25 protein-coding genes are annotated in these 23,852 nt (G+C 61.6%); 9 read left to right on the forward strand and 16 right to left on the reverse strand.

Annotation, left to right across the window (positions count from 1 at the left end; translation table 11 throughout):
- Positions 1–232 precede the first annotated feature (232 nt).
- The 11 genes from QP922_RS09655 to QP922_RS09705 all read right to left on the reverse strand — a co-directional run bounded on the left by QP922_RS09655 (position 233) and on the right by QP922_RS09705 (position 8,464).
- Positions 233–364, reverse strand: a complete 132-nt coding sequence (locus QP922_RS09655; RefSeq protein ID WP_284809194.1) for a hypothetical protein — start codon at positions 362–364, stop codon at positions 233–235.
- A 125-nt stretch (positions 365–489) separates the two neighbouring features.
- Positions 490–669, reverse strand: coding sequence for a hypothetical protein (locus QP922_RS09660; RefSeq protein ID WP_284809196.1), 180 nt, complete (start codon positions 667–669; stop codon positions 490–492).
- Positions 670–741: 72 nt separating this feature from the next.
- Complete coding sequence (locus QP922_RS09665; RefSeq protein WP_284809197.1) at positions 742–1,731, reverse strand: AAA family ATPase; 990 nt, start codon at positions 1,729–1,731, stop codon at positions 742–744.
- 2 nt (positions 1,732–1,733) lie between these two features.
- Positions 1,734–1,994, reverse strand: a complete 261-nt coding sequence (locus QP922_RS09670; protein WP_284809199.1) for a hypothetical protein — start codon at positions 1,992–1,994, stop codon at positions 1,734–1,736.
- A gap of 318 nt (positions 1,995–2,312) precedes the next feature.
- Positions 2,313–2,840, reverse strand: coding sequence for a hypothetical protein (locus QP922_RS09675; RefSeq protein ID WP_284809200.1), 528 nt, complete (start codon positions 2,838–2,840; stop codon positions 2,313–2,315).
- 91 nt (positions 2,841–2,931) lie between these two features.
- Positions 2,932–4,341 (reverse strand): recombinase family protein, encoded by a 1,410-nt coding sequence (locus QP922_RS09680; RefSeq protein ID WP_284809202.1) that lies wholly within the window; start codon positions 4,339–4,341, stop codon positions 2,932–2,934.
- A gap of 143 nt (positions 4,342–4,484) precedes the next feature.
- Positions 4,485–5,039, reverse strand: a complete 555-nt coding sequence (locus QP922_RS09685; RefSeq protein ID WP_204099108.1) for a type II secretion system F family protein — start codon at positions 5,037–5,039, stop codon at positions 4,485–4,487.
- Positions 5,036–5,785 (reverse strand): type II secretion system F family protein, encoded by a 750-nt coding sequence (locus QP922_RS09690; RefSeq protein WP_284809205.1) that lies wholly within the window; start codon positions 5,783–5,785, stop codon positions 5,036–5,038. The genes QP922_RS09685 and QP922_RS09690 overlap by 4 nt, the downstream gene beginning before the upstream one ends.
- Positions 5,782–6,918, reverse strand: a complete 1,137-nt coding sequence (locus tag QP922_RS09695; protein WP_284809207.1) for a TadA family conjugal transfer-associated ATPase — start codon at positions 6,916–6,918, stop codon at positions 5,782–5,784. Before QP922_RS09695 ends, QP922_RS09690 begins: the two co-directional genes overlap by 4 nt.
- Positions 6,915–7,934: a septum site-determining protein Ssd gene (gene ssd / locus QP922_RS09700; RefSeq protein ID WP_284809208.1), complete on the reverse strand. Its 1,020-nt coding sequence runs from the start codon at positions 7,932–7,934 to the stop codon at positions 6,915–6,917. The genes QP922_RS09695 and ssd overlap by 4 nt, the downstream gene beginning before the upstream one ends.
- A 329-nt stretch (positions 7,935–8,263) precedes the next feature.
- Positions 8,264–8,464, reverse strand: a complete 201-nt coding sequence (locus tag QP922_RS09705; protein ID WP_070669691.1) for a hypothetical protein — start codon at positions 8,462–8,464, stop codon at positions 8,264–8,266.
- A gap of 186 nt (positions 8,465–8,650) precedes the next feature.
- On the opposite strand from QP922_RS09705, the gene cmtR reads away from it, so the two are divergent.
- The 3 genes from cmtR (at position 8,651) to QP922_RS09720 (ending at position 12,053) form a co-directional block, all read left to right on the forward strand.
- Positions 8,651–9,010: a Cd(II)/Pb(II)-sensing metalloregulatory transcriptional regulator CmtR gene (gene cmtR / locus QP922_RS09710; RefSeq protein ID WP_284809210.1), complete on the forward strand. Its 360-nt coding sequence runs from the start codon at positions 8,651–8,653 to the stop codon at positions 9,008–9,010.
- A complete protein-coding gene (locus tag QP922_RS09715) occupies positions 9,007–10,899 on the forward strand; it encodes a heavy metal translocating P-type ATPase (protein ID WP_284809212.1) in 1,893 nt (630 codons plus the stop codon). Before cmtR ends, QP922_RS09715 begins: the two co-directional genes overlap by 4 nt.
- Before the next feature lie 341 nt (positions 10,900–11,240).
- Positions 11,241–12,053, forward strand: coding sequence for an HAD family hydrolase (locus QP922_RS09720; protein ID WP_284809214.1), 813 nt, complete (start codon positions 11,241–11,243; stop codon positions 12,051–12,053).
- A 15-nt stretch (positions 12,054–12,068) separates the two neighbouring features.
- Here the strand turns inward: QP922_RS09720 and QP922_RS09725 are convergent, their stop codons facing one another.
- Complete coding sequence (locus QP922_RS09725) at positions 12,069–12,758, reverse strand: oxidoreductase (protein ID WP_284809215.1); 690 nt, start codon at positions 12,756–12,758, stop codon at positions 12,069–12,071.
- 105 nt (positions 12,759–12,863) lie between these two features.
- On the opposite strand from QP922_RS09725, the gene QP922_RS09730 reads away from it, so the two are divergent.
- From QP922_RS09730 to QP922_RS09755, 6 genes are all read left to right on the forward strand, one after another.
- Positions 12,864–13,358 (forward strand): phage holin family protein, encoded by a 495-nt coding sequence (locus tag QP922_RS09730; RefSeq protein ID WP_239186959.1) that lies wholly within the window; start codon positions 12,864–12,866, stop codon positions 13,356–13,358.
- Between the two features lie 85 nt (positions 13,359–13,443).
- On the forward strand, positions 13,444–14,346 hold the full coding sequence (locus tag QP922_RS09735; RefSeq protein WP_284809218.1) for an alpha/beta fold hydrolase: 903 nt from the start codon (positions 13,444–13,446) through the stop codon (positions 14,344–14,346).
- 221 nt (positions 14,347–14,567) lie between these two features.
- Positions 14,568–16,166 (forward strand): peptide ABC transporter substrate-binding protein, encoded by a 1,599-nt coding sequence (locus tag QP922_RS09740; RefSeq protein ID WP_284809220.1) that lies wholly within the window; start codon positions 14,568–14,570, stop codon positions 16,164–16,166.
- A 204-nt stretch (positions 16,167–16,370) separates the two neighbouring features.
- The gene (locus QP922_RS09745; RefSeq protein ID WP_284809222.1) at positions 16,371–17,297 is read left to right on the forward strand and encodes an ABC transporter permease; all 927 of its coding nucleotides are present in this window, start codon (positions 16,371–16,373) and stop codon (positions 17,295–17,297) included.
- A complete protein-coding gene (locus QP922_RS09750) occupies positions 17,290–18,249 on the forward strand; it encodes an ABC transporter permease (RefSeq protein WP_284809224.1) in 960 nt (319 codons plus the stop codon). The genes QP922_RS09745 and QP922_RS09750 overlap by 8 nt, the downstream gene beginning before the upstream one ends.
- Positions 18,249–20,018 (forward strand): ABC transporter ATP-binding protein, encoded by a 1,770-nt coding sequence (locus QP922_RS09755; protein ID WP_284809226.1) that lies wholly within the window; start codon positions 18,249–18,251, stop codon positions 20,016–20,018. Before QP922_RS09750 ends, QP922_RS09755 begins: the two co-directional genes overlap by 1 nt.
- 184 nt (positions 20,019–20,202) lie before the next feature.
- Here the strand turns inward: QP922_RS09755 and QP922_RS09760 are convergent, their stop codons facing one another.
- Genes QP922_RS09760 through QP922_RS09775 form a run of 4 tightly spaced genes read right to left on the reverse strand, consistent with a single transcriptional unit; the run spans position 20,203 to position 23,843 of the window.
- Positions 20,203–21,342 (reverse strand): HNH endonuclease signature motif containing protein, encoded by a 1,140-nt coding sequence (locus QP922_RS09760; RefSeq protein ID WP_284809227.1) that lies wholly within the window; start codon positions 21,340–21,342, stop codon positions 20,203–20,205.
- A gap of 39 nt (positions 21,343–21,381) precedes the next feature.
- Positions 21,382–22,578, reverse strand: a complete 1,197-nt coding sequence (locus tag QP922_RS09765) for a MarP family serine protease (protein WP_284809273.1) — start codon at positions 22,576–22,578, stop codon at positions 21,382–21,384.
- A gap of 21 nt (positions 22,579–22,599) precedes the next feature.
- Positions 22,600–23,277: an NUDIX hydrolase gene (locus QP922_RS09770; RefSeq protein WP_284809229.1), complete on the reverse strand. Its 678-nt coding sequence runs from the start codon at positions 23,275–23,277 to the stop codon at positions 22,600–22,602.
- Positions 23,274–23,843: a TlpA family protein disulfide reductase gene (locus tag QP922_RS09775; RefSeq protein WP_284809231.1), complete on the reverse strand. Its 570-nt coding sequence runs from the start codon at positions 23,841–23,843 to the stop codon at positions 23,274–23,276. The genes QP922_RS09770 and QP922_RS09775 overlap by 4 nt, the downstream gene beginning before the upstream one ends.
- Between the last annotated feature and the right edge of the window lie 9 nt (positions 23,844–23,852).

Here is a 23,852-nt window from a genome sequence, read left to right on the forward strand (position 1 = left end):
GTGTAACTAAAAGAAGAGCTCCGTCCCCGTTCGGTCTTCCGTCGGCCCCGCGGGGGAGCCCTCCCGTGGGGCCTGTGCGGCCGCGTGAGCGCCTAACGTTCATGGTTGGTACCCCAGTGGCTGCGGGATGGTTTCGACGGCTTAGAGTGGCGTTTGACGTGTTTGCCTCGTGCCGCGCCTCGTCGTCGGTTACAGGGGCCACACACAACGTCGACGTCTTCGAGGCGTATCGCTAGGCCTCGACTGCGTCGTTGCCATGCTTCGGGTGTGTGGTCGCATTCCAGGTCGTCGGTGGCTCCACAGTCTGAGCAGAACGGCTGTAGCTCACGTGCTCGTCGTGATAGGCGTGTCCATCGTGAGTCATAGCCGCGCTGGTGGGCAGATAGCCCACCCGCGCGCCTATTCCTGATTTCCATTGACCTGTTCGTCGATTCGCACGTTGAGCACCGGGTGCCGTTGGTCGTTGGTTCCCCACATGTGAGGCATGGATTAGCGAGGGGCATAGTGCAGCACCTCCGCTGCGTCGACGAGGTTGTTGGACAGCTGATAGGCCTCTTTTGGTGTTAACCAAAAGGCCGCTGGGCCTATTCTGAGCAGGATCTTTGACTTAGCTTTTCTTCGATGGTCAACAGTGACGCGCGCCTGACACTGTTCTGAGTACTGAATCATTGTTCCCCCTCCTTTAGGGTGGAATTTGGTGGTGTATGCTACGCTTAGCCCGCCAGCGTGCGGACGCGAGGCTCAACGCGGTCGCCACGCGCCTTGGGACGGGCTAAAAGTAGAATTCCCATTAACCCCTGCTAATGAGTAGCGGGGCGGCTTCCCGTTTATCTCCTCGATGAGGTTGTGCTTAAGGCCATGTGCCAGGTAGTGGTACAGGTCTTTGTCACTTAGACGAGTAGCTGATTTCAGTTCATTGCGGCTCAACGGCAGAACCTCAGCTATTGCAGTCATTTCAGCAACGAGCGGGTTGGTCACTGATGGGGTGAAGGTGTCGGCTTGTACGGTCATTGATTCCCCTGATTCGACGAGCTTTAGTGACATGGGGTTCAGCGGCCGGCCGTCTTTGCGTTTCTCGTCTTCTAGGACGAGGTGGCCGTCGTGGTTGTCGAGGCGTAGCAGTAGGTCAACACCACCCATGAGTGCAGACGAGCCACGCACGACGCCACCTTTGCCTAGGTGGTGAATGAGTAGCACGGTGCCGTCGGGGCCCATGGTGTTGCGGATTGCGTATGCCGCTTGGATGACACGGCCCATTTCGTTGGCGTTGTTTTCTTCCAGTCCGAACGAGCAGCGGGCTAGGGTGTCGATGATGACGAGGCCAAAAGGCCCGTTGTCTTCCATGGCGGCGGCTAGCATGGCGACTTCGTTATGACTGCCTAGGTTGACCGGGTGGTCGAGCATGCGCAATTGGTGTTGCGGTACTCGTGTCTTCCACGCGTTTTCCCACACCTTTAGTCGTGTCTTTAGGCCTCGTGCGCCTTCAGCGGCGATGTATAGCACTTTGCCGGGCCCGTAATTGCCGGTTGAGTACTTCATCATGCGGTCGACGGTGCGCCCTTGCCAGGGCGTGCCGGTGGCGTAGCGGCATGCCCAATCTAGGGCTAGGAACGATTTACCGGCGCCGGGTTGTGCTGCCAGCATGACGACGGTGCCCTTGTCGAGTACGCCGTCGATCATTGGTTCCAGATCGGGGATAGCGTCAATCTCGTCGCGGGTGAGAAACTTCATGCCTATCGCCACCCGTCCTGTTGTGCTTTTGCGGCGGCCTCTAGTACGGGGCGGGCATCTGGCATGCTGTGCCATGCTTCGACGAGCATGTCGCGGGTGACGGGGGCGCCCATTGCTGCCAGTTCGCAGATTGTGAGCAGGCTTGGTGTTTTCAGCTCGTCGAGGTTGGTGGCCGGGTCGCGGTGGCCGTTGTCGAGGGGTGGCAATCTCAACGCCGCTGCATGGCGGCGCTGATATTGCTGCGCGGTGTCACGGTGGTTCATTCTTCCACCGCCTGCTGAAAAATAGCGGTGATGAACTTACGTTTTTCGTCGTCGAGCGGCGGGGCTTCAGCAACGACGGAATCGATGTATTCGTCTACGGTGAGCATTTTTTGAGCTCCTTTGATAGACCCTCCGTCCCCACCCCGCTAAGGGTGGGGACGATGAGGGCCACCAAAGTTGCAAGCCACAAGAGTATGGACTCAAGGACTACCGGCTCACCACCGGCTGGTTTTCTTCTTAACGGGTTACCAAGCTGCCCGCCGCTGCGACCACCGTGTTTGGTGGGAGCGATTAAGTTATGTTCCGAATAGTAGCAAACTAGTCGGATAGCGTGATTTCCCAGTGATAGTTAGCAGATTCATACGCTGACTTCTCCTGAATCATTGCCTCACGTGGCGACATGGTCGACGACGTGCCTGCCAGCTCGTGCCAGCGTTGAGCTATGCGCTCTGCCTTAATTCTATGGTGCCTACCGCACCGTTCGTTTTCTCGTTTGGTGTCGCGGGGGCGTTCTGTGCGCCCTGATTGCTCATAGCGGGACGGGTTCAGCCCATCATCTGGGTGCGGGCCTATTTCGATATTGGGGCTGCGGCGGCGACGGATACGAGCGAGTCTCTGTTGGCTCTTAATCCACTGTGCTCGTTCCTCGTCGGTTGGGCGTTGAACGACGGGCGGGGCGCCGTACTCTGTGAACTCACAGTCAAACGAGTATGTGGCAATGCGGTTGTTGTGGTCATGCTCGTATTGGTCGCCGCGGTTGCTGTTGTAGCCAGCACGTATAATTAGGCCATCTACCGTCCACAACGGGTCGACGAGTGATCCGTCGTTACGGCGGGGTTTAGTCACATGCCCTAATGCTTGTCCACATACGCATTTAATGAACATTTTGGGGATGTTGCGCTTTCGGCCCTTTCCAGCTCGTCGTGTTCGCGCCATGCTATTTCCATTCAATTTTGATTTTTGATGGGTCGAAATGTCCGTAGCCGGTAGGCATGATGGTGACCTTCATTAGTGCGTTGATTACTTGATGTTTCTGTTCTGGCACCAAACTATCCCATGTTCGTTGCAAGTTTTCACCTTCAACAATGAGTTGAGCTAGTGGGGAGGTTCTACGGACACGGGAAAGTTGACGATCTAGGCCCTGTAGCTCGGTTTTTAGGGTGTTGTTGGCCGCGCGGAATTGACCGGCCGTTAGGTCACCTTCAGCCAGTAGTACGGCGAGCTCGTTCATGCGTGCCTCAACGCCTCGTTTCCGGTCGAGTAGTGACTGTAGGTTGATACCGGATTCGTTATCTTTGCGGGCTAAACGTATACGGTTCTCCGGGCGGCTTAGGTGCCTTAGAGCAGCACCAACGACGACCTCGTCGACGTTGGCGACTTTGCGTGACACTTTCGTACATGTGCGGCAATGGTATGAGGGCACGCGCTTGCCGTTGTCACGCTTACGGTTGATGACAAACATGTACCCGCCACATAGTCCACAACGGTAAATGCCGGTGCCTAGCCACTTTCGTTCGCTGCCTCGGGTGTTGCGGGATTCATTGCTAGCCATAACGTCGAGGGCTGCGCGCCATTTATCCTCGGGGACTATGGCCTCGTAAGTGGTGGCGGGGTAGACCTGCCCCTTGTACGGCTCTAGGCCCGCCACCCGCGGGCTGGATAGACGTCTGCGAACTTTGGCCGCTGTTAGTGGGCCGTATTCTCCTTCCCTCGCTACCTCCATGTCTACCCACTTGCGTGCGATCGAGTTGAGGGACTTTCCAGCTAGCACGTCGTCGATACCGACACGTACCGCTTCAGCTTCTTTTGCGTTGTGAACGAGGTAGCCAGGTTTCCCCTTGACGGTGTTGAAACCGAACGAGACCGGGCCGCCACGGTACCGGCCGCGCGCCGCCCGGTCGGCGTGTGCGGCTTGTATTCGCTCAACGATGTGGTCGACTTCACCCTCTGCGATTGATCCAAGAATCTGTGCAATCATGCGGCCGTTAGCGGTACTTAAGTCGAGCTCCCCACCCTGCACTGTTTCTACGTCGACGCCGGTGGTGTTGCATGCGTCGACGATGGTGCTTAAGTCTGCGACTCGTCGATAGAGTCGGTCTGTGTGCCATGCGACGATGACGTCCATGTCGCCGCGGCGTGCCATGTCGAGCAGTTGTTCATAGGCGGGCCGCTTTTTCTTTCGGTCGAATGCTGAAATGTCGTTGTCTTCCAGGACGTCGACAATGAGATAGTCGCGGGCTTCGCAGTATTTTCGGCACTCGTCTTTTTGCCGGTCTACCCCGCTTCCATCACGTAGGTCTTTTGAGATGCGGGTATAGATTACGGCCCGCTTCGTGGGGGTGGTCATACCCCCATCATACCTGGCATGTCATTGACAAAGTCGAATACTCAATCGTCGACATCCCGTCCTCATTAAGGAGTTTTGCCTTGTTATCGAGTGTTTTCTGCATGATTGTACCTATCTTTCGTGTGGTGTTGTGTGGTGTGTTTTTAAAGAAGTTGCTGGCCCAAACTGATGATGACGGGCACCAGTCCCAAGACCAGGAAAGCGGGTAAGAAACAGACGGCGAGCGGCGCGGCGATGAACACACCAGCACGCTCCGCCTTCGCGGTTGCCTGCGCCGCAGCATCGGCGCGCAGTTGTGCCACCAGGCGGTGACACCCAGAAGCCATAGCTGTACCGGAGTCCCCGGAAAGCTTCGCCAGACGCACGAGCTCCTCCAAGTTCTTCTGTGCGGCTAAGGCCTGCCAAGCGCTACTCATCGGGACTCCCACTCCGATAAGTGCGGCTGCCTCTGACCACGTGGGGGAAGCTTCGGCCACCGCCACGACAGCCGTGCGTGGAGAGAGGCCAGCCTCCAAGCAGGCGGCAAAAAGCTCCAAGTCGCTCGCGGCATCGAGTGGACCGTAGTCGGGCCCATCGCGCGGAGTTTTCGGCCGTGGTGTGCGTGTCCCTCCCACCCCTACGCGGCCCGCGGGAGCAGCAGTAGCAACAGCCAATGCTGCGGCGAGAAGTGCGGTGGCAACATAGGTTGTCGGAGTCATTGCGCAGCCTTTCGCAGGATGAGGCGTGACCAGCAAAAGCCGGCGCAGACGAGGGCCACGCCGACGTCGAGAAGCACGCCGCCCACTCCACCGCCCACGAGGAACCCCAGGGAATCCGCCCCCATGGCCCCACCCATAAGGATTCCGGCCACCGGAAGACACGCCAAGACCACTGCCGTGGCTTGCGGTCCCTGCAAGGAGGCGGCGGTTTCCCGGGCGTGGCGCTGGGCTGTGTCGAGCTGACTTTGAGCCTGTTCCATTAGGTCAGCCAATGCAACACCGTGGTGGCCGGAGACATTCAACAGCGCAGCGAAACGGGACAGTTCCGGCGTGGTGAGAGCAACCGACGGTGACCCGCCCTGTGCGGCGAGGCCAGCTGCAGTGCTTAGCGCGCTATGGAGGTGCTCCGGTGTGGTGTCGGGTAACGAGTCCGTACCGCGGCGCAAAGCATTCGTAGTAGTAGAACCAGCGCGCAGCTCCGCGGCAATCGTGCCGAAATAGGAAGCTAGGGCCTTAGCACCGCGGCGCTCACGCCGGGCGGAGGCGAGATCATTAGCGAACCACAGCACACAGGCCAAGATGCAGCCGGCAGCTATCACCACGGTGGGCCTGCCGAAGAAGACACAGCATCCCACGCCGACGAAAAGCACAGCAGGTGCCATCGAGCGCGCCTTCGGTGTTGCCAGGCGCGACACCGCCCCAGGTGGGGACAACAGGCATGCAGCGGCGAGATATAGCCACATCATGGCTGAACTCCCATCCGCGCGCATAGCTCGTCGAACCCAGCGCGCGGCCCGCCATCAGCGGTCCACACCAGTCGGGGTCGCACGGGGTTGCCCTCCAGTACACCGATGTGCGCCAAGCGCCGGCCTTCGGAGCCGCGCTCCATCCCCAGTACCACGTGCACCGCGGCAGCCAGCTGCGAATGCAAAGCCACCCGGTCCAACCCGCCAAGTGCCGCCAGCGCTTCCATGCGTGCAGGTACCTCATCGACGGAGTTGGCATGGACCGTGCCAGCGCCACCATCGTGTCCGGTGTTGAGCGCGGCGAGCAGCTCGACAACCTCCGCGCCACGGATTTCACCCACCACAATGCGGTCTGGACGCATGCGCAGCGCCTGGCGCAACAAGAGCGACATCGAAATCTCACCCCTACCTTCTGCATTAGCCCGGCGCGACACCAGCGTCACCACATGCGGATGTGCCGGGGCAAGCTCCGGGGTGTCCTCAATAATGAGCAGACGCTCGGTCGCCGGCACGCAGCCCAAAAGTGCCGCAAGCAGCGTCGTCTTGCCCGAACCGGTACCGCCGGTGACGAGGAAGGACGCGCGCTTATCGACGATCCCCCGCAGCAGCCCCTCCACCCCCGAGTCAATGCTGCCGTTAGCCACGAGCTGCGCCAGGCTCGTCTGGGCTTGGCGCAGCACGCGCAGGCTGATGCACGTCCCGCTTGCTGAGGGCGGTGCCAACAGTGCATGGAGGCGAATGCGGGTGCCGTCGGGGCGGGTTAGGCGGCCATCGGCAAACGGTTGCGCATCATCAAGCCGCACACCGGCAACTGCTGCCAGCCGTGTTGCGAGCTGACGGACCTCTGCGTCATCGCTAAAACCGACCTCCTTGGGCTGCAATCCGTGGCCGCAGTCCACGAAGCAGGAGTCGGGGCCGTTGACGACGACGTCGGTAAGCCCCGGCAGGGACAGCACCGGCTCCAGTAATCCCAACCCCAAGGAATCGTGGCGAAGGCGCTGTAAGAGATCGAACACGTCGACATCACTAATGACGCCGGCTTCTTCCCTAATCCGCCGGGCCAGCGCTGACGCATCGTGCGCAAGCTGTGGCTCCGTAGCCACGATGGTGCGCATCGTATCGATAAGACTCATGCCACCGCCTCCCAAATATCCCGCGCGGCACGGGCGAGCGGACGCGGAAGGCGCTGCGGAAGTCCGCCAGTTTCCACCGCGCGGGTTAGGCCGCGCACTGTCGGAAGCTGTGCAACGGGGTCAGCGTGCGTGAGCTTGGCGACGTCCCCCTTATCAATCCCCGACCACTGCCTATGCCGCAGCACCACGGAGCAGTCCTTAGGCCGCGCCCGCAGTTCAGCGACGATCTCCGCGCATGCAGCAGCCGCCCGCACTTCTGCCGCGGTCACCACGACGACGTGGTCTGCGGCATCCGGAACATCCCACGGCGGGCAATCCACCACGACGACTCCTGGGTGCGCGCAGGCTGCCTGCAGTATCGCCGCGCGCCGCGTGGCGCTGAGCTTGGTGGCACCGGCGCTGGTGGTACGTGCTGCTGCAAGCACCGCGATGCCATCTGGCGTGGTGGGCAGAGCACGAGCGAGGTCACCCGGGTCCACCGTCCCCGTTCCTGCTGCCAGGTCCGGCCAGCGTGCGCCGGGTTTATTCTCCATTCCCAGCAGGAGGTCGAGACCACCGGACAAGGGCGCGGCATCGACGAGCAAAGCCGCCCTAGCGTGGCGCGCCAGCGCTGCCGCCAGTGTGGAAGCACCCACCCCACCAGCGGATCCGGTCACCGCAATGGTCAACCCCGCGGCAGCCGCCTGTGTCTCGGGGTGGGTATCAGCGGCAAGGGCCGCTAACAGTTCCTTCGATTGCGCAGGAAGGATAAATGCCGCAGCAGCATGGCAGCGCAGTGCCGCTTCATAGTCGATAGGCCCTGGGTCGGGTGTCAAAAAGTAGACCCGCGGGTGGCCCTCCACGAGGCCTGCCGTCAGCGAATCCGCGAGGACCGCATCTACTTTGGGCAGGTAGCGCGGGAAATCACGCGGGTCCTCAACGGTGCTGACCTCAGCAGTACTGGCCGCAGCGGTGGAGGCCGCTTCAGCTCGCAAGGCCGAGTCTCCAACGGCGATAAGAAGGTGGAATGTGCTCATGCCTGAAGCATGCGCGAGCGCACCGCACGGGCGCTAGGGTCACTTTGCTGCCTGTGGATAACTCATGCCGAAACTGCACTTTTCGGCTGCTTTAGTTAGCTCTTCAACAAATGCCCTGTGAAACTCGGGGCTCTGGTGGCGACCTAGAGCCCCAAACGAAGCATAAGAAGAGATTCGGGGTCGCACGCTGCGTCCGACACCCGGCCCTGGCGCACTACCCGGATGCAGTCTGAGATTCCCACTTTGCGCCAAACTGAGAATCAAAGTGTCAATCTGCGAATGAAAGCCGATCACATTTCGCACTTTCACTACCTGCCCTTATTCGCCGATTAACCTCCAAAGTGAGAATTAGAGTGTGAAATGATTAGCAGTTTCGCACTTTCATCGGCGAAGGCGTCCTCGACGGAGTCGTACTCCTCACGGGAGGCCTCCCACACTTCCTTGGCTGCGGACAGGTTGAACGCGGCGATGGCCGGGATGAGGATCAGCGCGGCGCGACGGATCTTCTGCGCACCCAACGAATCTGTCACGTCAACTGCTCCTTTTTGCGCTTTATACGGCGGAAAGGCAGCTTAGCCGATGCGCAAAACGTAGGCAGTTCCTGCCGGTTGCCGCGGTTGTCGCGGGCTGCTGACGACCGTCGCCGGTATCGACAGAGCGAGCGGCGGGTTCTTCACACTTTGATATAGTTCAGCACTCGCTGTATAGTTCAGTACATGCTGACTATTGCTTCACGCCTCGACGTCATGAACCGGCTCGGCCGGGCCATGGCTGATCCGACGCGTTCCCGAATTCTAATGACCCTACTCGACGGCCCGAGCTACCCGGCTGTGCTCTCGCGCGACCTGGACCTGACCCGCTCGAACGTCTCGAACCACCTGACCTGCTTGCGCGACTGTGGCATCGTCGTCGCCGAGCCGGAGGGCCGCAAGACCCGCTACGAGATCGCCGATCCGCACCTCGCGGCAGCGCTCAACGCGCTGGTGAACGCGACATTGGCTGTCGACGAAAACGCCCCGTGCATCGACCCTGAATGCTCGGTGCTCGGCTGCGGCGAGAAGGGAGCGGACGCATGAGCTCGGCGTGTGGATGCGCACACGAACCCGCCACAGAGATCGAAGAACTCGATCGGCCATGGTGGAAGGACCCCGAGTTGCTACTGCCGATCTTCTCCGGCGTAGCCCTCGGCATAGGCCTGGCGCTGGACTGGTCCGGGGTAGAGACACCCGCGACAGTACTGTTCTGGGTCGGCCTGCTGCTAGGGGCGTATACGTTCGCGCCCGGCGCGATCCGGAACCTTGTTACGAAGCGCAAGCTCGGCATTGGTTTGCTGATGACGATCAGCGCGGTCGGCGCGGTAATCCTCGGTTACGTCGGAGAGGCCGCGGCGCTAGCGTTCCTGTACTCGATCGCCGAGGCGCTGGAAGACAAGGCAATGGACCGGGCACAGGGCGGACTGCGGGCACTGTTGAAGTTGGTACCGCAGACCGCGACGGTGCTGCGCGACGGCACGTCGGTCAAGGTCGCAGCGAAGGACCTCGTGGTTGGCGAGCTGATGCTCGTGCGCCCCGGAGAGCGGATCGCCACGGACGGCATCATTCGGTCTGGGCGCTCCAGCCTTGACACCTCAGCGATCACCGGAGAATCCATTCCGGAGGAGGTTGCGCCCGGCGACGAAGTGCCCGCGGGAGCGATCAACTCCGCCGGTGTGCTGGAGGTCGAGACGACCGCAGCTGGAACGGACAACTCGCTGACCACACTCGTGGACCTCGTCGAGCAGGCGCAGGCGGAAAAGGGTGACCGCGCCCGGATCGCCGACCGGATTGCCCAACCCCTAGTGCCCGGGGTGATGATCCTGGCGGTGCTGGTCGGCGTGATCGGCTCGCTGCTGGGTGACCCAGAGACGTGGATCACCCGTGCGCTGGTGGTCCTGGTCGCAGCGTCGCCGTGCGCGCTGGCAATCTCCGTGCCGCTGACGGTCGTGGCCGCGATCGGCGCGGCCAGCCAGTTCGGCGTGGTCATCAAGTCCGGCGCGGCGTTCGAGCGACTCGGCGGCATCCGTCACCTGGCAGTGGACAAGACCGGAACCCTTACCCGCAACCAGCCCGAGGTTACCGGAGTGGTCCCGGCAGAGGGATTCGATCGGGCGCAGGTGCTTGCTTTCGCGGCGGCGGTTGAGCAGCAATCGACGCACCCCCTCGCTGCGGCGATCGTGGCAGCGGAGCCCGAAGCGCCTGCCGCCCTGGACATCAGTGAGGAAGCCGGTCATGGCATCGGCGGCACCGTCGAAGGTCGACGCGTGCTGGTGGGCAGCCCCCGGTGGATCGACGCCGGGCCACTGAAAGCGGACGTTGAGCGCATGGAGTCCGAGGGCCAGACCTGCGTCCTGGTCACCGTCGATGACACCCTCGCCGGAGCGATCGGCGTCCGCGACGAGCTGCGGCCCGAGGTGCCCGAAGCCGTGCAGACCCTGCGCGCCAACGATGTGGAAGTAAGCATGCTCACCGGCGACAACACTCGTACCGCCCGGGCGTTGGCTGAAATCGCCGGAATCGACGACGTGCGCGCCGAGCTGCGCCCGGAGGACAAGGCAAGCATCGTCGCCGAATTCTCCTCCAAGACGCCGACGGCGATGATCGGCGACGGCATCAACGACGCGCCGGCACTGGCGGGCGCGACGGTGGGCATTGCGATGGGAGCGACCGGCTCTGACGCCGCGATCGAGTCCGCTGACGTCGCCTTCACTGGCCACGACCTCCGGCTGATCCCGCAGGCGCTGCAGCACGCCCGCCGAGGCAGCAGGATCATCAACCAAAACATCGTGCTGTCTCTGGCCATCATTATCGTGTTGATGCCACTGGCGATCACCGGCGTGCTGGGCCTGGCGGCCGTGGTGTTGGTCCACGAGGTTGCCGAGGTCATCGTGATCTTGAACGGTCTGCGCGCCGCACGAACGAAGCGCTGAGGCTGCGACCGGCGAGTGTTATGGCCTAACCCCTTTGATCTATGAGTTTGGGGCTTTGAAAACGGGCAACCGCCGTTTCGGCAGAAATAGGTGATGGCCCGCGCCTCGGGGGGGTGTGCGCGGGCCATCTGTAACCCGGCATCGGGGGGTGCGCCGGGGCAGGCCGCACTGTATATCGGGGCCTTGCACCACACATTATGGCACGGCTAGGAAAAGATGACAACAGCTTGAGGCAACATTCCTTGAGAATCTTTTAAGAACGTCGCTGCGCGCCCGATTTCTGCTGCTGAGAGGCTACGATGTGCACTGTAACTCGCACAGATACCGGCAAGGTGCACTCCATGACCGAACACTTTTCTACGCCCAGCGGCAACGCTCGCGTGGCCGCGTTCTTCGACTTGGACAAGACCATCATCGCCACCTCCTCGGCCTACGCTTTTGGCCGGGAGTTCATGCACAACGGGCTCATTACCCACACTGAGGCGCTGCAGTTATCGCTGGCCAAGGCGAGCTATATGCTTGCCGGGCACAGTAGCGAGCATATGGATGCCACGCGGGATCAGCTTGCCGCCATGGTGGTCGGCTGGTCGGTACAGAAGGTCCACGACATCGCGGTGGAAACAATGCACACTGTGGTTACCCCCACTATTTATGCCGAGGCGCGCGATCTCATTGCTGCACATCGCGAAAAGGGCCATGAGGTGGTGATCATTTCGGCGTCGGCAAGCGTGCTGGTCAGGCCCATCGCCGAGGAGTTGGGGATTGAACACGTCGTGGCCACTGAACTGGCGGAAGAAGATGGCCGGTTTACCGGGGAGATTCTTTTCTACTGCAAAGGCGCCGCGAAGGCCGAGGCGCTAAAGCGCATGGCACAGAAGCTTGGTGTGGACAAAGACACTTCCTACGCATACTCGGATTCGGCCACGGATATCCCGATGCTCAAGCAGGTTGGGCACCCGGTGGCAGTCAACCCGGATCGGCTCCTGAAGAAACATGCCGCAGATAACGGCTGGGAGACCCGTACGTTTAAAGACCCTGTGCCGCTCTTTACCCCGCCGAGCGCCCGCGAGTTTGGGATTGGCACGGCGGTGTTGGCGGGGATTGCGGCACTCATCGTCGGTGGCGTGCTGTTCGCGCGCCAACGCAACAAATAAATGCAGGCCTAAGACTTAAGCCGCGCGGGCAATACCGTCGGCTTCTTTCGCACCGGCGGTCCAGGCCTGAAGTAGCAGCGAGAGCAGCTCAGCAGGGGCCTCGTCATAGGTGGACAGTGCCGAGCGATACGCGGCGCGGTGGCGGTTGAGGTAGGTTTCCGGCACGGCGAAGCCGCGCGGATCGAAGCCGGTATGAATTGCTGCGGTACGCGCGGCAACGAGCGCCACGACAGTGCTGCGCTCCCCAAAAAGCTCGCGCGCGGCAATCTCCGCATGCAGCACGACCGGCAGCAAGCGGTCATAGTCCACGCCAGCTCCATGCGTGATGAGCTGCGCCAACGCCTGGGCCACCGCGGGTTCCTGGGTGGGCTGGCCAGGCCCGCCCGAAGCGACGTCGATTCGGGCCAAGACCTGCAGCGGAGCCCGCGCGAAGGTGCGCACCGTCGTGGCTTGCACTTCGGGGGCAAGGAGGGAGTAGGCGCTGACGGTTGGGGGGACGTCGGCAAGCGCGAGCGACGCGCCATCGATTGCCGCGCACGCCCGTGCCCCGCGCAGCAGGGACTCCGAGGAAATCACCTCAAACTTGCGCAACCCCGCGGGCCGGCGGTGCACGCGGGCGATAGCACTGACTGCCGCCGCCGCGTTCTCCTCCACCCCGGATAGGGCCATCAGCGGGGTCAGCAGGTCAGAACTAGGCATACCCATTACAATAACGCCGTACCCAAAAATGCGGGCCGCACCACATGGACTCTGAAAAGTTCATTACTATGGCCGATATAGATTGCGACAAAACAGTAGGAGTTTTTAACCGTGAGCAACGACGGACTATTCACTGACGGGTCCAACCAGTTCGCCCCGAAGGTAGACAGCATCCCCCTGAGTGATGCCGATACCTCCCGCCGCGGCGAAGCATCCATCGGCCAGCTGGTCTCTAACGCTACCGAGCAGATGTCCCAGTTGGTGCGCTCCGAGGTGGAGCTGGCTAAGACCGAGCTCGCCGCCTCCGCCAAGAAGGGCGGCATCGGCGCGGGCATGTTCGGCGTCGCCGGCACCGTGGCGCTGTACAGCTCCTTCTTCTTTTTCTTCTTCCTGGCAGAGCTGCTGGCGGTCTGGCTCGACCGCTGGGCTGCGTTCCTGATTGTCTTCCTCATCATGGTGGTCATCGCCGCCATTGTGGCCTTTATCGGTTTCAAGCAGGTCAAGCAGGTCAAGGCACCGGAGAAGACCATTGAGTCCACGAAGGAACTCAAGAAGCTGGTCCCGGGCCGAGCTGAGAAGTCCATCGAACGCGGCCTCTACACCTAAATTTTAGGGTCCTTTCGCTTTCCCCCTTTACCCCCGCCCCTCGTCCCCCGAGGGGCGGATTTCGTCTATTGAAAGGCCTGCAGCAATGACGTCCCTGTCCCCGTCCGTGGTGGAGCTCGACGGCCCCTTTGAGCACGAGTTCCTCCACACGCGCGGCATCCGCCTCCACGCCGCGACTGCCGGCAACCCGGACAATCCCCTCGTGGTGCTGTTGCATGGCTCCTTTGGCGGATGGTTCGACTTTCGGGATGTCATCGCAGTGCTTGCCGACGCCGGCTTCCACGTCGCCGCCCTCGACATGCGCGGCTTCGGACTGTCGGATAAGCCTCCACTGGAACCTGGGCAAGATATTCGTGTCGCGGTGGGTGACGTCAGTGGGGCCATCCGGGCGCTGGGCCATGACGATGCTTTCCTCGTTGGTGCTGATACCGGTGGTGCGGTGGCGTGGGCGCTGGCGACGGAGCGCCCCGAGCGTGTCCGGGGACTGGTGTCTGTCTCCGCTGCACACCCGGCTGACCTGCGTCGCGCGATTGCTGCCCGCCCGTGGGATTTTGGGTGGGTACTCCTGCGCGCCACGTTGTGCCGCATGGGTTGGCTGCGCACGCCGCGGTTGCTGATGCGCGAATCTGCCTACCGGAGGGAAATGGATCTCGATGCACTGGGTTCCTTCAGCGAAGACGCACGCGAGGAATCTCTGCGCTTGCGCATTGCCGCTTCCCAGATTGGCAATGTGCGTCGCGGCATTTTGTGGAATCACCGGCTGCGCACGGCCGTCGTGCCGTTGAGTTGGCTCGACCTTACGGTTGCCGCGCCGGTGTTGTTCATCCATGCTGATCAGCTGCTGTGGCGGCCGGTGGCCCGACGCGCGGCGAGGCGTTGCCGCGGGAGTTTTACCGCCACGACGATTCCCGGAACGAAGAATCTGCCCTTCCTGGAAAACCCGCGTGGGTTCGCCCAGACCCTCATCCAGTGGATGCGAAGTACGTAACATACATAGAAATTCAGTGCCCTACCCCACACAGGGGGTGGGGCACATTTTTATTCTTCGAGGAAAACGCAGGTCGGCGACGAATACCTAGCAAACTATAGCTTTCATCACAGGACATATTTTCCGATTTCTTGTATGTAAGTCACGACACACGGTAGCTTCATAACAAACCAAACCACAGGTTTTCTACATCTTTCGCACCACGGAGGTCTAAGACCCACATGACGCTCAAGAAGACGCTTGCCGTTGTTTCCGCCGCTACCCTGCCGCTTACCCTCGCGGCTTGTGGCGGCGATTCCGACTCCGGCTCCACCGCTGCATCCGGTTCCGGCGACGGAATCATTGTTGTGAACGGCTCCGAGCCGCAGAACCCGCTGATTCCGGCCAACACCAATGAGACCGGCGGCGGCCGCATCGTTGGCTCTCTCTACTCCGGCCTCGTCTACTACGACGGTGACGGTGAAGCTCAGAACGAGCTAGCTGAGTCTATCGAGCCGAATGATGACAACACCGAGTTCACCGTCAAGCTCAAGGAGTCCACCTTCTCCGACGGCTCCCCGGTCACCGCGAACAGCTTCGTTGATGCGTGGAACTACGCCGTAGCTAACGATCAGCTCAACGCGTCCTTCTTCTCCAACATCAAGGGCTTTAAGGAGGGCGTCGAGAAGCTGGAGGGCCTCAAGGTCGTCGACGACCTCACCTTTACCATCGCCCTGAACAGCCCAGAGCAGGACTTCCCGGCACAGCTGGGCTACTCCGCGTTCTACCCGCTCCACGAGTCTGCATACGACGACATGGACGCCTACGGCCAGAACCCGATCACCAATGGCCCGTACAAGCTGTCCGAGTGGAACCACAACCAGGACGCTACCGTCGTTCCAAATGAGGAATACAAGGGTGGACAGACCCCGCAGAATGACGGCATCAAGTTCGTCTTCTACGCCTCCCAGGACGCTGCCTACGCCGACCTGCTCTCCGGTAACCTCGACGTTCTCGACGCCGTTCCGGACTCCGCCTTCGACGTTTACGAGGCAGACCTCGGCGAGCGCGCAGTAAACCAGCCCACCGCCGTATTCCAGTCCTTCACCCTGGGTGAGAACCTCGAGCACTTCTCCGGTGAGGAAGGCGCCCTGCGCCGCCAGGCCATCTCCCATGCGATTAACCGCGAGGAGATCACCGAGACCATCTTCAAGGGCACTCGCACCCCGGCCAAGGACTTCACCTCCCCGGTTCTGCCGGGCTACACCGAGGACATCAAGGGCAACGAGGTCCTGAAGTATGACCCGGAGAAGGCCAAGAAGCTGTGGGAAGAGGCAGACAAGATCAACAAGTGGGATAACCCGTCCCTGGAGATCGCCTACAACTCCGACGGCGGCCACAAGAGCTGGGTAGACGCCACCACCAACTCTGTTAAGAACGCCCTCGGCATCGAAGCGGTCGGCGCTCCGTACCCGGATTTCAAGTCCCTGCGCGATGAGGTCACCAACCGCACCATCAAGACCGCCTTCCGTACCGGCTGGCAGGCAGACATCCCGAGCCAGGGCAACTTCCTTGCCCCCCTCTACAAGACTGGCGGTTCCTCCAACGACGGCGACTACGCTAACTCGGACTTTGACAAGGCTCTCGACGAAGCCCTGACCGCCCACTCCGACGACGAGGCCAACAAGAAGTACATCGAGGCTCAAGAGGTCCTGTTCAAGGATCTGCCGGCCATCCCGCTGTGGTACTCCAACGCCACCGGCGGCTACTCCGAGAACGTCGACAACGTCGTCTTCTCCTGGAAGTCCCAGCCGGTGTACTACAACATCACCAAGAAGTAAGCCTTCACCCAGGCTTTTCGCTTGACCCCCGCAACCTCGGTGGAGCGGGGGTCTCCCCACGTTTTTACCCGTAAGTGTGATTCGAAACGCTCTATAGATTTCTCGCCACCTTAGATCACACACTAAAATCCTTATGAGCTACGTGGGCGCCTGTTAACAGGGCGTCGACAAGCACCTGCCCACAAACGAGTAAAGGACCACACTATGTTGCGCTATATCGGGCGCCGAGTGCTCCAGATGATTCCGGTGTTCTTCGGAGCCACCCTGCTCATCTACGCGCTCGTCTTCTTGATGCCCGGCGACCCCGTCGAAGCCCTTGGCGGTGACCGCGGCCTTACCGAGGCTGCCCGCGCCCGCATCGAGGCCGAATACAACCTCGACAAGCCGTTCATCATCCAATACCTGCTCTATATCAAGGGCATCTTCATGCTGGACTTCGGCACGACCTTCTCCGGCGTGCCCGTGACCCAAGTGATGGCAAACGCCTTCCCGGTCACCGTCAAACTCACCGTCATGGCCATCATCTTCGAGGCTGTCTTCGGCATCTTCTTCGGCGTTGTCGCCGGTATGCGCCGCGGCGGCTTCTTCGACTCCACCGTGCTGGTCATTTCCCTGCTGGTCATCGCCGTGCCGTCCTTCGTCATCGGCTTTGTCTTCCAGTACATCGTGGGCATCAAGTGGGGTGTGCTGCCGGTAACCGTCGGCGCGAACGCCTCGGTGAAATCGCTGCTTATGCCAGCCATGGTGCTCGGCGCCCTCTCGCTGGCCTATGTCATCCGCTTGACCCGCCAGTCCGTGGCAGAGAACCTGCGTGCTGACTACGTGCGCACCGCCCGCGCGAAAGGCCTCTCCAACGGTGCGGTAACCCGCCGCCACGTGCTGCGCAACTCGCTGATTCCCGTGGCCACCTTCATCGGTGCCGACATTGGTGCGCTCATGACCGGTGCGATTGTCACCGAGGGCATCTTCGGTATCAACGGCGTCGGTGGCACCATGTACCAGGCCATCCTGCGCGGCGAGCCGACCACGATTGTGTCCTTTACGACGGTCCTGGTGATCATCTACATCATCGCCAACCTGCTCGTTGACCTCCTGTACGCCGTACTTGATCCGAGGATCCGCTATGCCTAACTTCGAGAAAACTACCCCCTACCCGGGCCAAGAGCACTTCGTTTCCGGAACCGACGAGACGGGCCTCGGCGCAGTCGACGCCGTCAAAGACGAATCTGCGCCCTCCTCCCAGTGGGGCGAGGCCTGGCGCTACCTGCGCCGCCGCCCACTGTTTTGGATTGCGGCCGTCATGATCCTCGTGGCCATCCTCATGGCCGTCGTCCCAGGTCTGTTTACCAATACCGACCCGCGCCTGTGCGAGCTGTCCAAATCCCTCGCCCCAGCTGAGCCCGGCCACCCATTCGGCTTTAACCGCCAAGGCTGCGACATTTACTCCCGCGTCATTTACGGTGCGCGGGCGTCGGTAGCCGTGGGCGTTCTTACCACCCTCCTCGTGGTGGTTCTAGGCTCCCTCATCGGTGCCGTCGCTGGTTTCTTCGGTGGCTGGATCGACTCCGTGCTGTCCCGCATCACGGACATCTTCTTCGCCATCCCGCTGGTGCTGGCCGCCATCGTGGTCATGCAGATGTTCAAGGAGCACCGCACCATCATCACGGTGGTCTTAGTCCTCGGCCTCTTCGGCTGGGTATCCATCGCCCGTATTACCCGCGGCGCGGTGGTCTCCATCAAGAACGAGGAGTTCGTCCAGTCCGCGCGCTCCATCGGCGCATCGAACTGGCACATCCTGTTCAGCCACATCCTGCCGAACGCTGCTGCTCCCATCATTTCCTACGCCACGGTGGCGCTGGGTACCTACATCGTGGCGGAAGCTACCTTGTCCTTCCTGGGCATCGGTTTGCCGCCGACGTTCGTGTCCTGGGGCGGCGACATCTCCGACGCGCAGGCGTCCCTGCGCGTGGCCCCGGCAGTTCTGTTCTACCCGGCGGGTGCCTTGGGCCTGACCGTGTTGAGCTTCATCATGATGGGTGACGTCGTCCGCGACGCGCTCGATCCGAAGGCGAGGAAGCGTTAATGACTACTCCACTTCTTGAAATGAAGGACGTCCAGATCTCCTTCACCACGTCGACCGGCGTGGTGGAGGCCGTGCGTGGCGTCAACATGTCCATTTACCCTGGCCAGTCCGTGGCCATCGTGGGCGAGTCCGGTTCGGGTAAGTCCACCACGGCGATGTCCATCCTGGGGCTTTTGCCGGGAACCGGCAAGGTCACCGGCGGCCAAATCCTCTTCGAAGGCGAGGACATTACCCACTACAACAACAAACAATTCGAAGCGCTGCGCGGCAACAAGATTGGCCTGGTCCCGCAGGATCCGATGTCCAACCTCAACCCGGTGTGGCGCATCGGCACGCAGGTCGAGGAATCCCTCAAGGCCAACAACGTCGTGGAGGGCTCCGAGCGCCATCAGCGCGTCGTCGAGCTCCTAGAGGAGGCCGGGCTTCCCGACGCCGAACGCCGCGCCAAGCAGTACCCCCACGAGTTCTCCGGCGGTATGCGCCAGCGCGCGCTCATCGCCATTGGCTTGGCTGCGCGCCCTAAACTGCTCATCGCCGATGAACCCACCTCCGCCCTTGACGTGACGGTACAGAAGACCATTCTGGATCACTTGGAGCACCTCACTGAGGAGCTGGGTAATGCGGTGCTCTTCATTACCCACGACCTAGGTCTGGCCGCCGAGCGCGCCGAGCACCTCATCGTCATGCACCGAGGCCGCATCGTGGAGTCGGGCCCCTCGCGGGAGATTCTGCGTTCCCCGCAGCACCCCTACACGCGCCGGCTTGTCGACGCCGCCCCCTCCCTCGCCTCTTCCCGCATCCGCGCCGCCAAGGAGGCCGGCGTGGAAGCGAAGGAGCTGAAGACCGGCGAGGCCAACGCCGCCGACGGCGCCCTCAGCAGCGCCGAAACTTCTGCGGTGGAGCCGGGTGCCGCTGTTCCGCTCTCCGCGCAGTCGACCGCCTCTGATGCCGCAGCGCCAGGCACTGCGGAACCGGTGATTTCGGTGCGCAACCTGACCAAGGAGTTCAACATCCGTGGCCAGCGCGGTGAGAAGAAGCATCTAAAGGCCGTGGACGATGTCTCCTTCGACATCCGCCGAGGCACCACCTTGGCCTTGGTGGGCGAGTCTGGTTCCGGCAAGTCCACGGTGGCCAACATGGTGTTGGGTCTTTTGGAGCCGACCTCCGGCACCATTGAGTTTGAAGGTCGCGATACTTCGACGTTGTCGAAGAAGGAATTGTTTAACCTGCGTCGTAAGATGCAGGTGGTCTTCCAAAACCCGTATGGCTCGCTGGACCCGATGTACTCGATCTATAAGTGCATCGAAGAACCCCTCGCGCTGCACAAGGTTGGTTCCCGCAAGGAACGCGAGGCCCGCGTGGCCGAGCTTCTCGACATGGTCTCCATGCCACGCTCGGCTATGCGCCGCTACCCCAACGAGCTGTCCGGCGGTCAGCGCCAGCGCATCGCCATTGCCCGCGCGTTGGCGTTGAAGCCGGAGGTCATCGTCCTCGATGAGGCCGTCTCCGCCCTCGACGTGTTGGTGCAGAACCAGATCATCCAGCTGCTGGCCGAGCTTCAGTCCGAGCTCAGCCTCTCCTACCTCTTCATCACCCACGACCTCGCGGTGGTCCGCCAGACTGCCGATGACATCGTGGTCATGAAGAAGGGCCAGGCCGTCGAGCAGGGCACTGCCGACGACATCTTCGACAACGCCCAGCAGGACTACACCCGCAACCTCATCAATTCGGTTCCGGGTATGCACCTGGAAATCGGTACCGGCCACTAGCCTGCGCTTAGCGACGCCTCCCAACCCGCCAACCTCCTCTGGTCGGCGGGTTTCGCCGTCTCGGCGCTTGCCTCCACTAGCTGTGGGATCGCCGATGTGCCCGCTAACCGTGGTGTGGTTCGCGGGTTTCGGCGCGGGCGCGTGGTTAGGCGTTCCGGCGCTCGCGTTGCCTCATCGCGGGCGTTTAGCCTGCACGCGGCGGTGGGGCGGGCGGCTGGCCTGTTCCTGGCGGTGGGTCGGGTGGCTGGCCTGTGGCTTGTCCTGTTTGTTCGGCGGCGAGTCTGGCTATCGCTTCTTGGTATTCGGGCATGGCGGTAATTGGCACACCCCAGGGCGGGATGTAGCTCACCCCGGTATTCAACCGGAACATGTAGCCCCTGCCTGTGGGCCGTTTCGGGTCATCATCGTTAATACCGTTGTGGTAGGCGCACAGGAAGGTGAGGTTTTTAATGTTGGTGAATCCTCCTGCCTGCCAGGGGATGAGGTGGTGGACTTGGCAGTAGTCTGCGGGTTTGTTGCAGCCGTCGCGTGAGCAGGTTTGGGTTTCGGCGCACAGGCTGATGCGTTGCTTCCAGCTGGCATGCCGTTGAATCCTATAAGAGTTAATGGGCCCTTCAAGGGGGTGGATGATGGTGGCGTAGCCAATCTCGGCAAACTTGTAGGCCAAGAAGTCTGCGCCTGTCATGCGTGCGCCGTTGGTGAGGTTAAGTTCTATTTCCTCCCCATCACCGTTAATAATTTGGTCGAGCTCGTTGAGGGTGACTACGACTTGGGCATGTACGGCAGGTTTGGTGCCGATACCGCCGGTGACAATGACGGTGCGGGCAGCGTCAAGCAGGTTTGTTTTGTTGACGGATTCGAGGGTTCCGCGGATGTCGGCGATGACGGTTGGAGTGTCGGTGATGGTGATGGAGTTCGGTCCTTTGGACCGGTAGGTGAAGCGGACTCCGGGTTTAGCTTCGCGTTTGGCACGAAGCTCCTTTAAACGCTTGGTGGCTACCTGGCGGATTTTGTGGGCAGGTGTTCCGGCAAGTTTTATGCGTAGGTTCCACGCGTCGAGGTCTTTGTTGACTTTGGTGGTGTAGGACTCAATCAGGGTGAGAGTGGCTAGGCCATGCTTTTGTGCCACCGCGGCGGCACGTGCTTTGCGCTGTTTGCCAGTGAAGCGAGTCTGCCCGAAGTAGATGCGATGAAGGTGCGCGAGTTCTGCGGCATCGGCTGGGTCGGCGCCGAGCGCGCGGAGCTCATCGGGTGAGCTGGATGCTTGTTCCACTAGCGCGATCCCCGAGTTGCGGTAGTGGAAGTAGGTTTCTAATACCCCCATGCGCCAAAGACTAAAACACCTTAAGTAAGCGCGCAACAGTTAGCCGACGCAGGAGCCGGTGGGGGTGGCGTCGGCAAGCATAGTGACGTCACCAATGTGGCCGCGCACCTCGTCCGCGGTAAGTGCATAGCCGGTGTCGGAATCCTCCACGGACGCACCAAAGACCACGCCCAGCACCTGGCCCTCCGGGGTAATCATGGGACCACCGGAATTGCCCTGCCGGATGTTACCGCGCACGGTGTAGGCGTCGCGCTCCACGCGGCCGGTGGAGTAAATGTCCGGCCCGGCAATAGTGAGGCGATCCCGAATACGCGCGGTCTCCGCGCTGAACGGACCCGACTGGGGGAAGCCCAAGACAATGGCATCATCGCCGGTCACCGCAACATCCTCTGCCCACGGCAGGGGATCCAAACCTAGGCCCGGGCTATGCAGCACAGCAATGTCCACGTCCGAGTTGTAATACACCACGTCCGCTTCCTTCAGCCCCAGCACCGTATCGAGGCGCACCTTATCCGTACCGGCCACAACATGCGCATTCGTGATGACGTAATCCGGCTCCGTTACAAAACCCGAGCCCATAAGGCGCCGCGAGCAAGCCTCAGCGTCACCCAACACGTGGATGACAGAAGGCCGGACGCGCTCCAGCAGCTCCGGGTCCCCAATCTCTATTTCAGGTGCTTCCACCTCAACGTCCGCGCCGGATCGCTCCCACGGCGACACCAAAGGCGGAAGGCCGGAATCGTTGAGCATGGCCGCCAGACCATTCGGCAATGAGGCTAAACGGTCAGGAGCTGCGGCGTTAAGGCCGCTGAGAATTCGCGATTCACGCAGCGCCTGGCCTGGCTGCCCACCCAGGTTGGAGGCCAACGGCAGGGACACCAGCCAAATCACCACAACCGCCGCCACGGACTGGAAGACCGCACCGATGGAAGAATCCACGCGTTGACCCGAGCGCGTGCGCATACGGTCCCGCAACGCCGCGCCTAGCGACGCCCCCACCAACTGCCCCAGCCCCACCAAGAGAATAAGCACGCCGACAGCCAGCAGGAACCGCACTGCTGGCTGGTCCGCCAGCTGCATCGCCGCTGGGGCGGCGACTGTTCCCAGCACTAGGCCTGCAATGACACCTACCGCTGCAAGCACTGCGGTCAGCGCACCCTGACGCCAGCCCACGCGCACGGCGAGGAGCACGGCAATCACAATGGCGATGTCAACAGCTAGGGACACAGAGAACACTTTCACTCAAAGGCAGCAGAACTAACCCATCTTCTCATTATTGAGTGAGCGAGTGAGTGATTCACGCAGATCATGGACCTTATTTTTATCCCACTCTACGGACCAGCCTGCATGATCCATCAATCCTGACAGCACCCCCGCAGTAAAGCCCCACACCAGGTAGCCGCGCGACCGGAAAGCAGGGCCTTTCCAGCGGCTGTGCCCCACCATGATGCGGTTTGCCGGGTCTGCCAGCTCCCGGAGCGGGACGGTGAAGACATCATCGGTCTCGGCAGGGCTGGCCGGCCACACAGTGCCGGGAGTATGCCAGTAGGCCAAAACTGGGCTTACGGTGTTACCGGTCGCCCGGATGTCCAGCTTGCCCCACTGTTCCAAAGGTGTGACCGTGGAGCGGTCGAGGCCGGTTTCTTCTTCGGCTTCGCGCAGGGCGGCGTCGACAAGCGAGGCGTCCCCCTCGTCCTTGCGCCCGCCGGGAAACGCAATTTGGCCGGAGTGGGAGCGCAACGACGGCGAACGGTGCGTGAGCAGTACCTCGCCATCTTCGAAGCTCTCGCCTTTGAGCAGCACCAACACCGCCGATTCACGGCGACGTTTCGCCGGCCGCACGTGGCGGATAAGGCGCTCTTGCACCGCGCGCGTATCGACGCCCAGCGCCGGACGCAACCACTCAGGGGCACGGGCAGGGTGAAGGCGACTCACTTGAGCACCTCATCGATGGCCTCTTCCAGCTCCTCAGCCGACGTGAAAGGTTTGACGAACTTTTCCACGACCTGGCCATCGCGCACCACCAGCGTGATGGGGATGACGCCCGGCAGGCTAAGCTCGCCGGCAAAAGTGCCCTTTTCATCCTGGTAGCTGGGGATGTCCACGCCTAGATCATCAAGGAGTGCCGCGCCGTTTGCTGCGTTCGGGTCTGCGTGCACGCCGACGACATTCCACGTGGAGTGCGAGCGCGCGATGTCTTGGAAGAAGGGAAGCTCAGTTCGGCACGGTTCGCACCACCAAGCCCACACGGTGACGATTTGAATATTCTTCGCTGCGGCCGTGCTGGAAGCTCCCAGGCACGGAAGATCTACCCCGGCGATGGGGCCTTCCGGACACTTGGGACGCGGGGCCACGTCCGCTTCCTGGGATTGCGGCACGGCAACTTCCGGTTCATCGTTCTCAAGGAGGTTGACCACGCCAACCAGCGCAAGCGCCGCCAGCATAATGACGGCGACGATGCTGGCCTTCACATATCCAGGCCACCGGGAGTATTGGCTCATTGCTCCACC

It is taken from the genome of Corynebacterium sp. MSK218 (assembly GCF_030232655.1).
In the GTDB taxonomy this organism is placed as follows: Bacteria; Actinomycetota; Actinomycetes; order Mycobacteriales; family Mycobacteriaceae; genus Corynebacterium.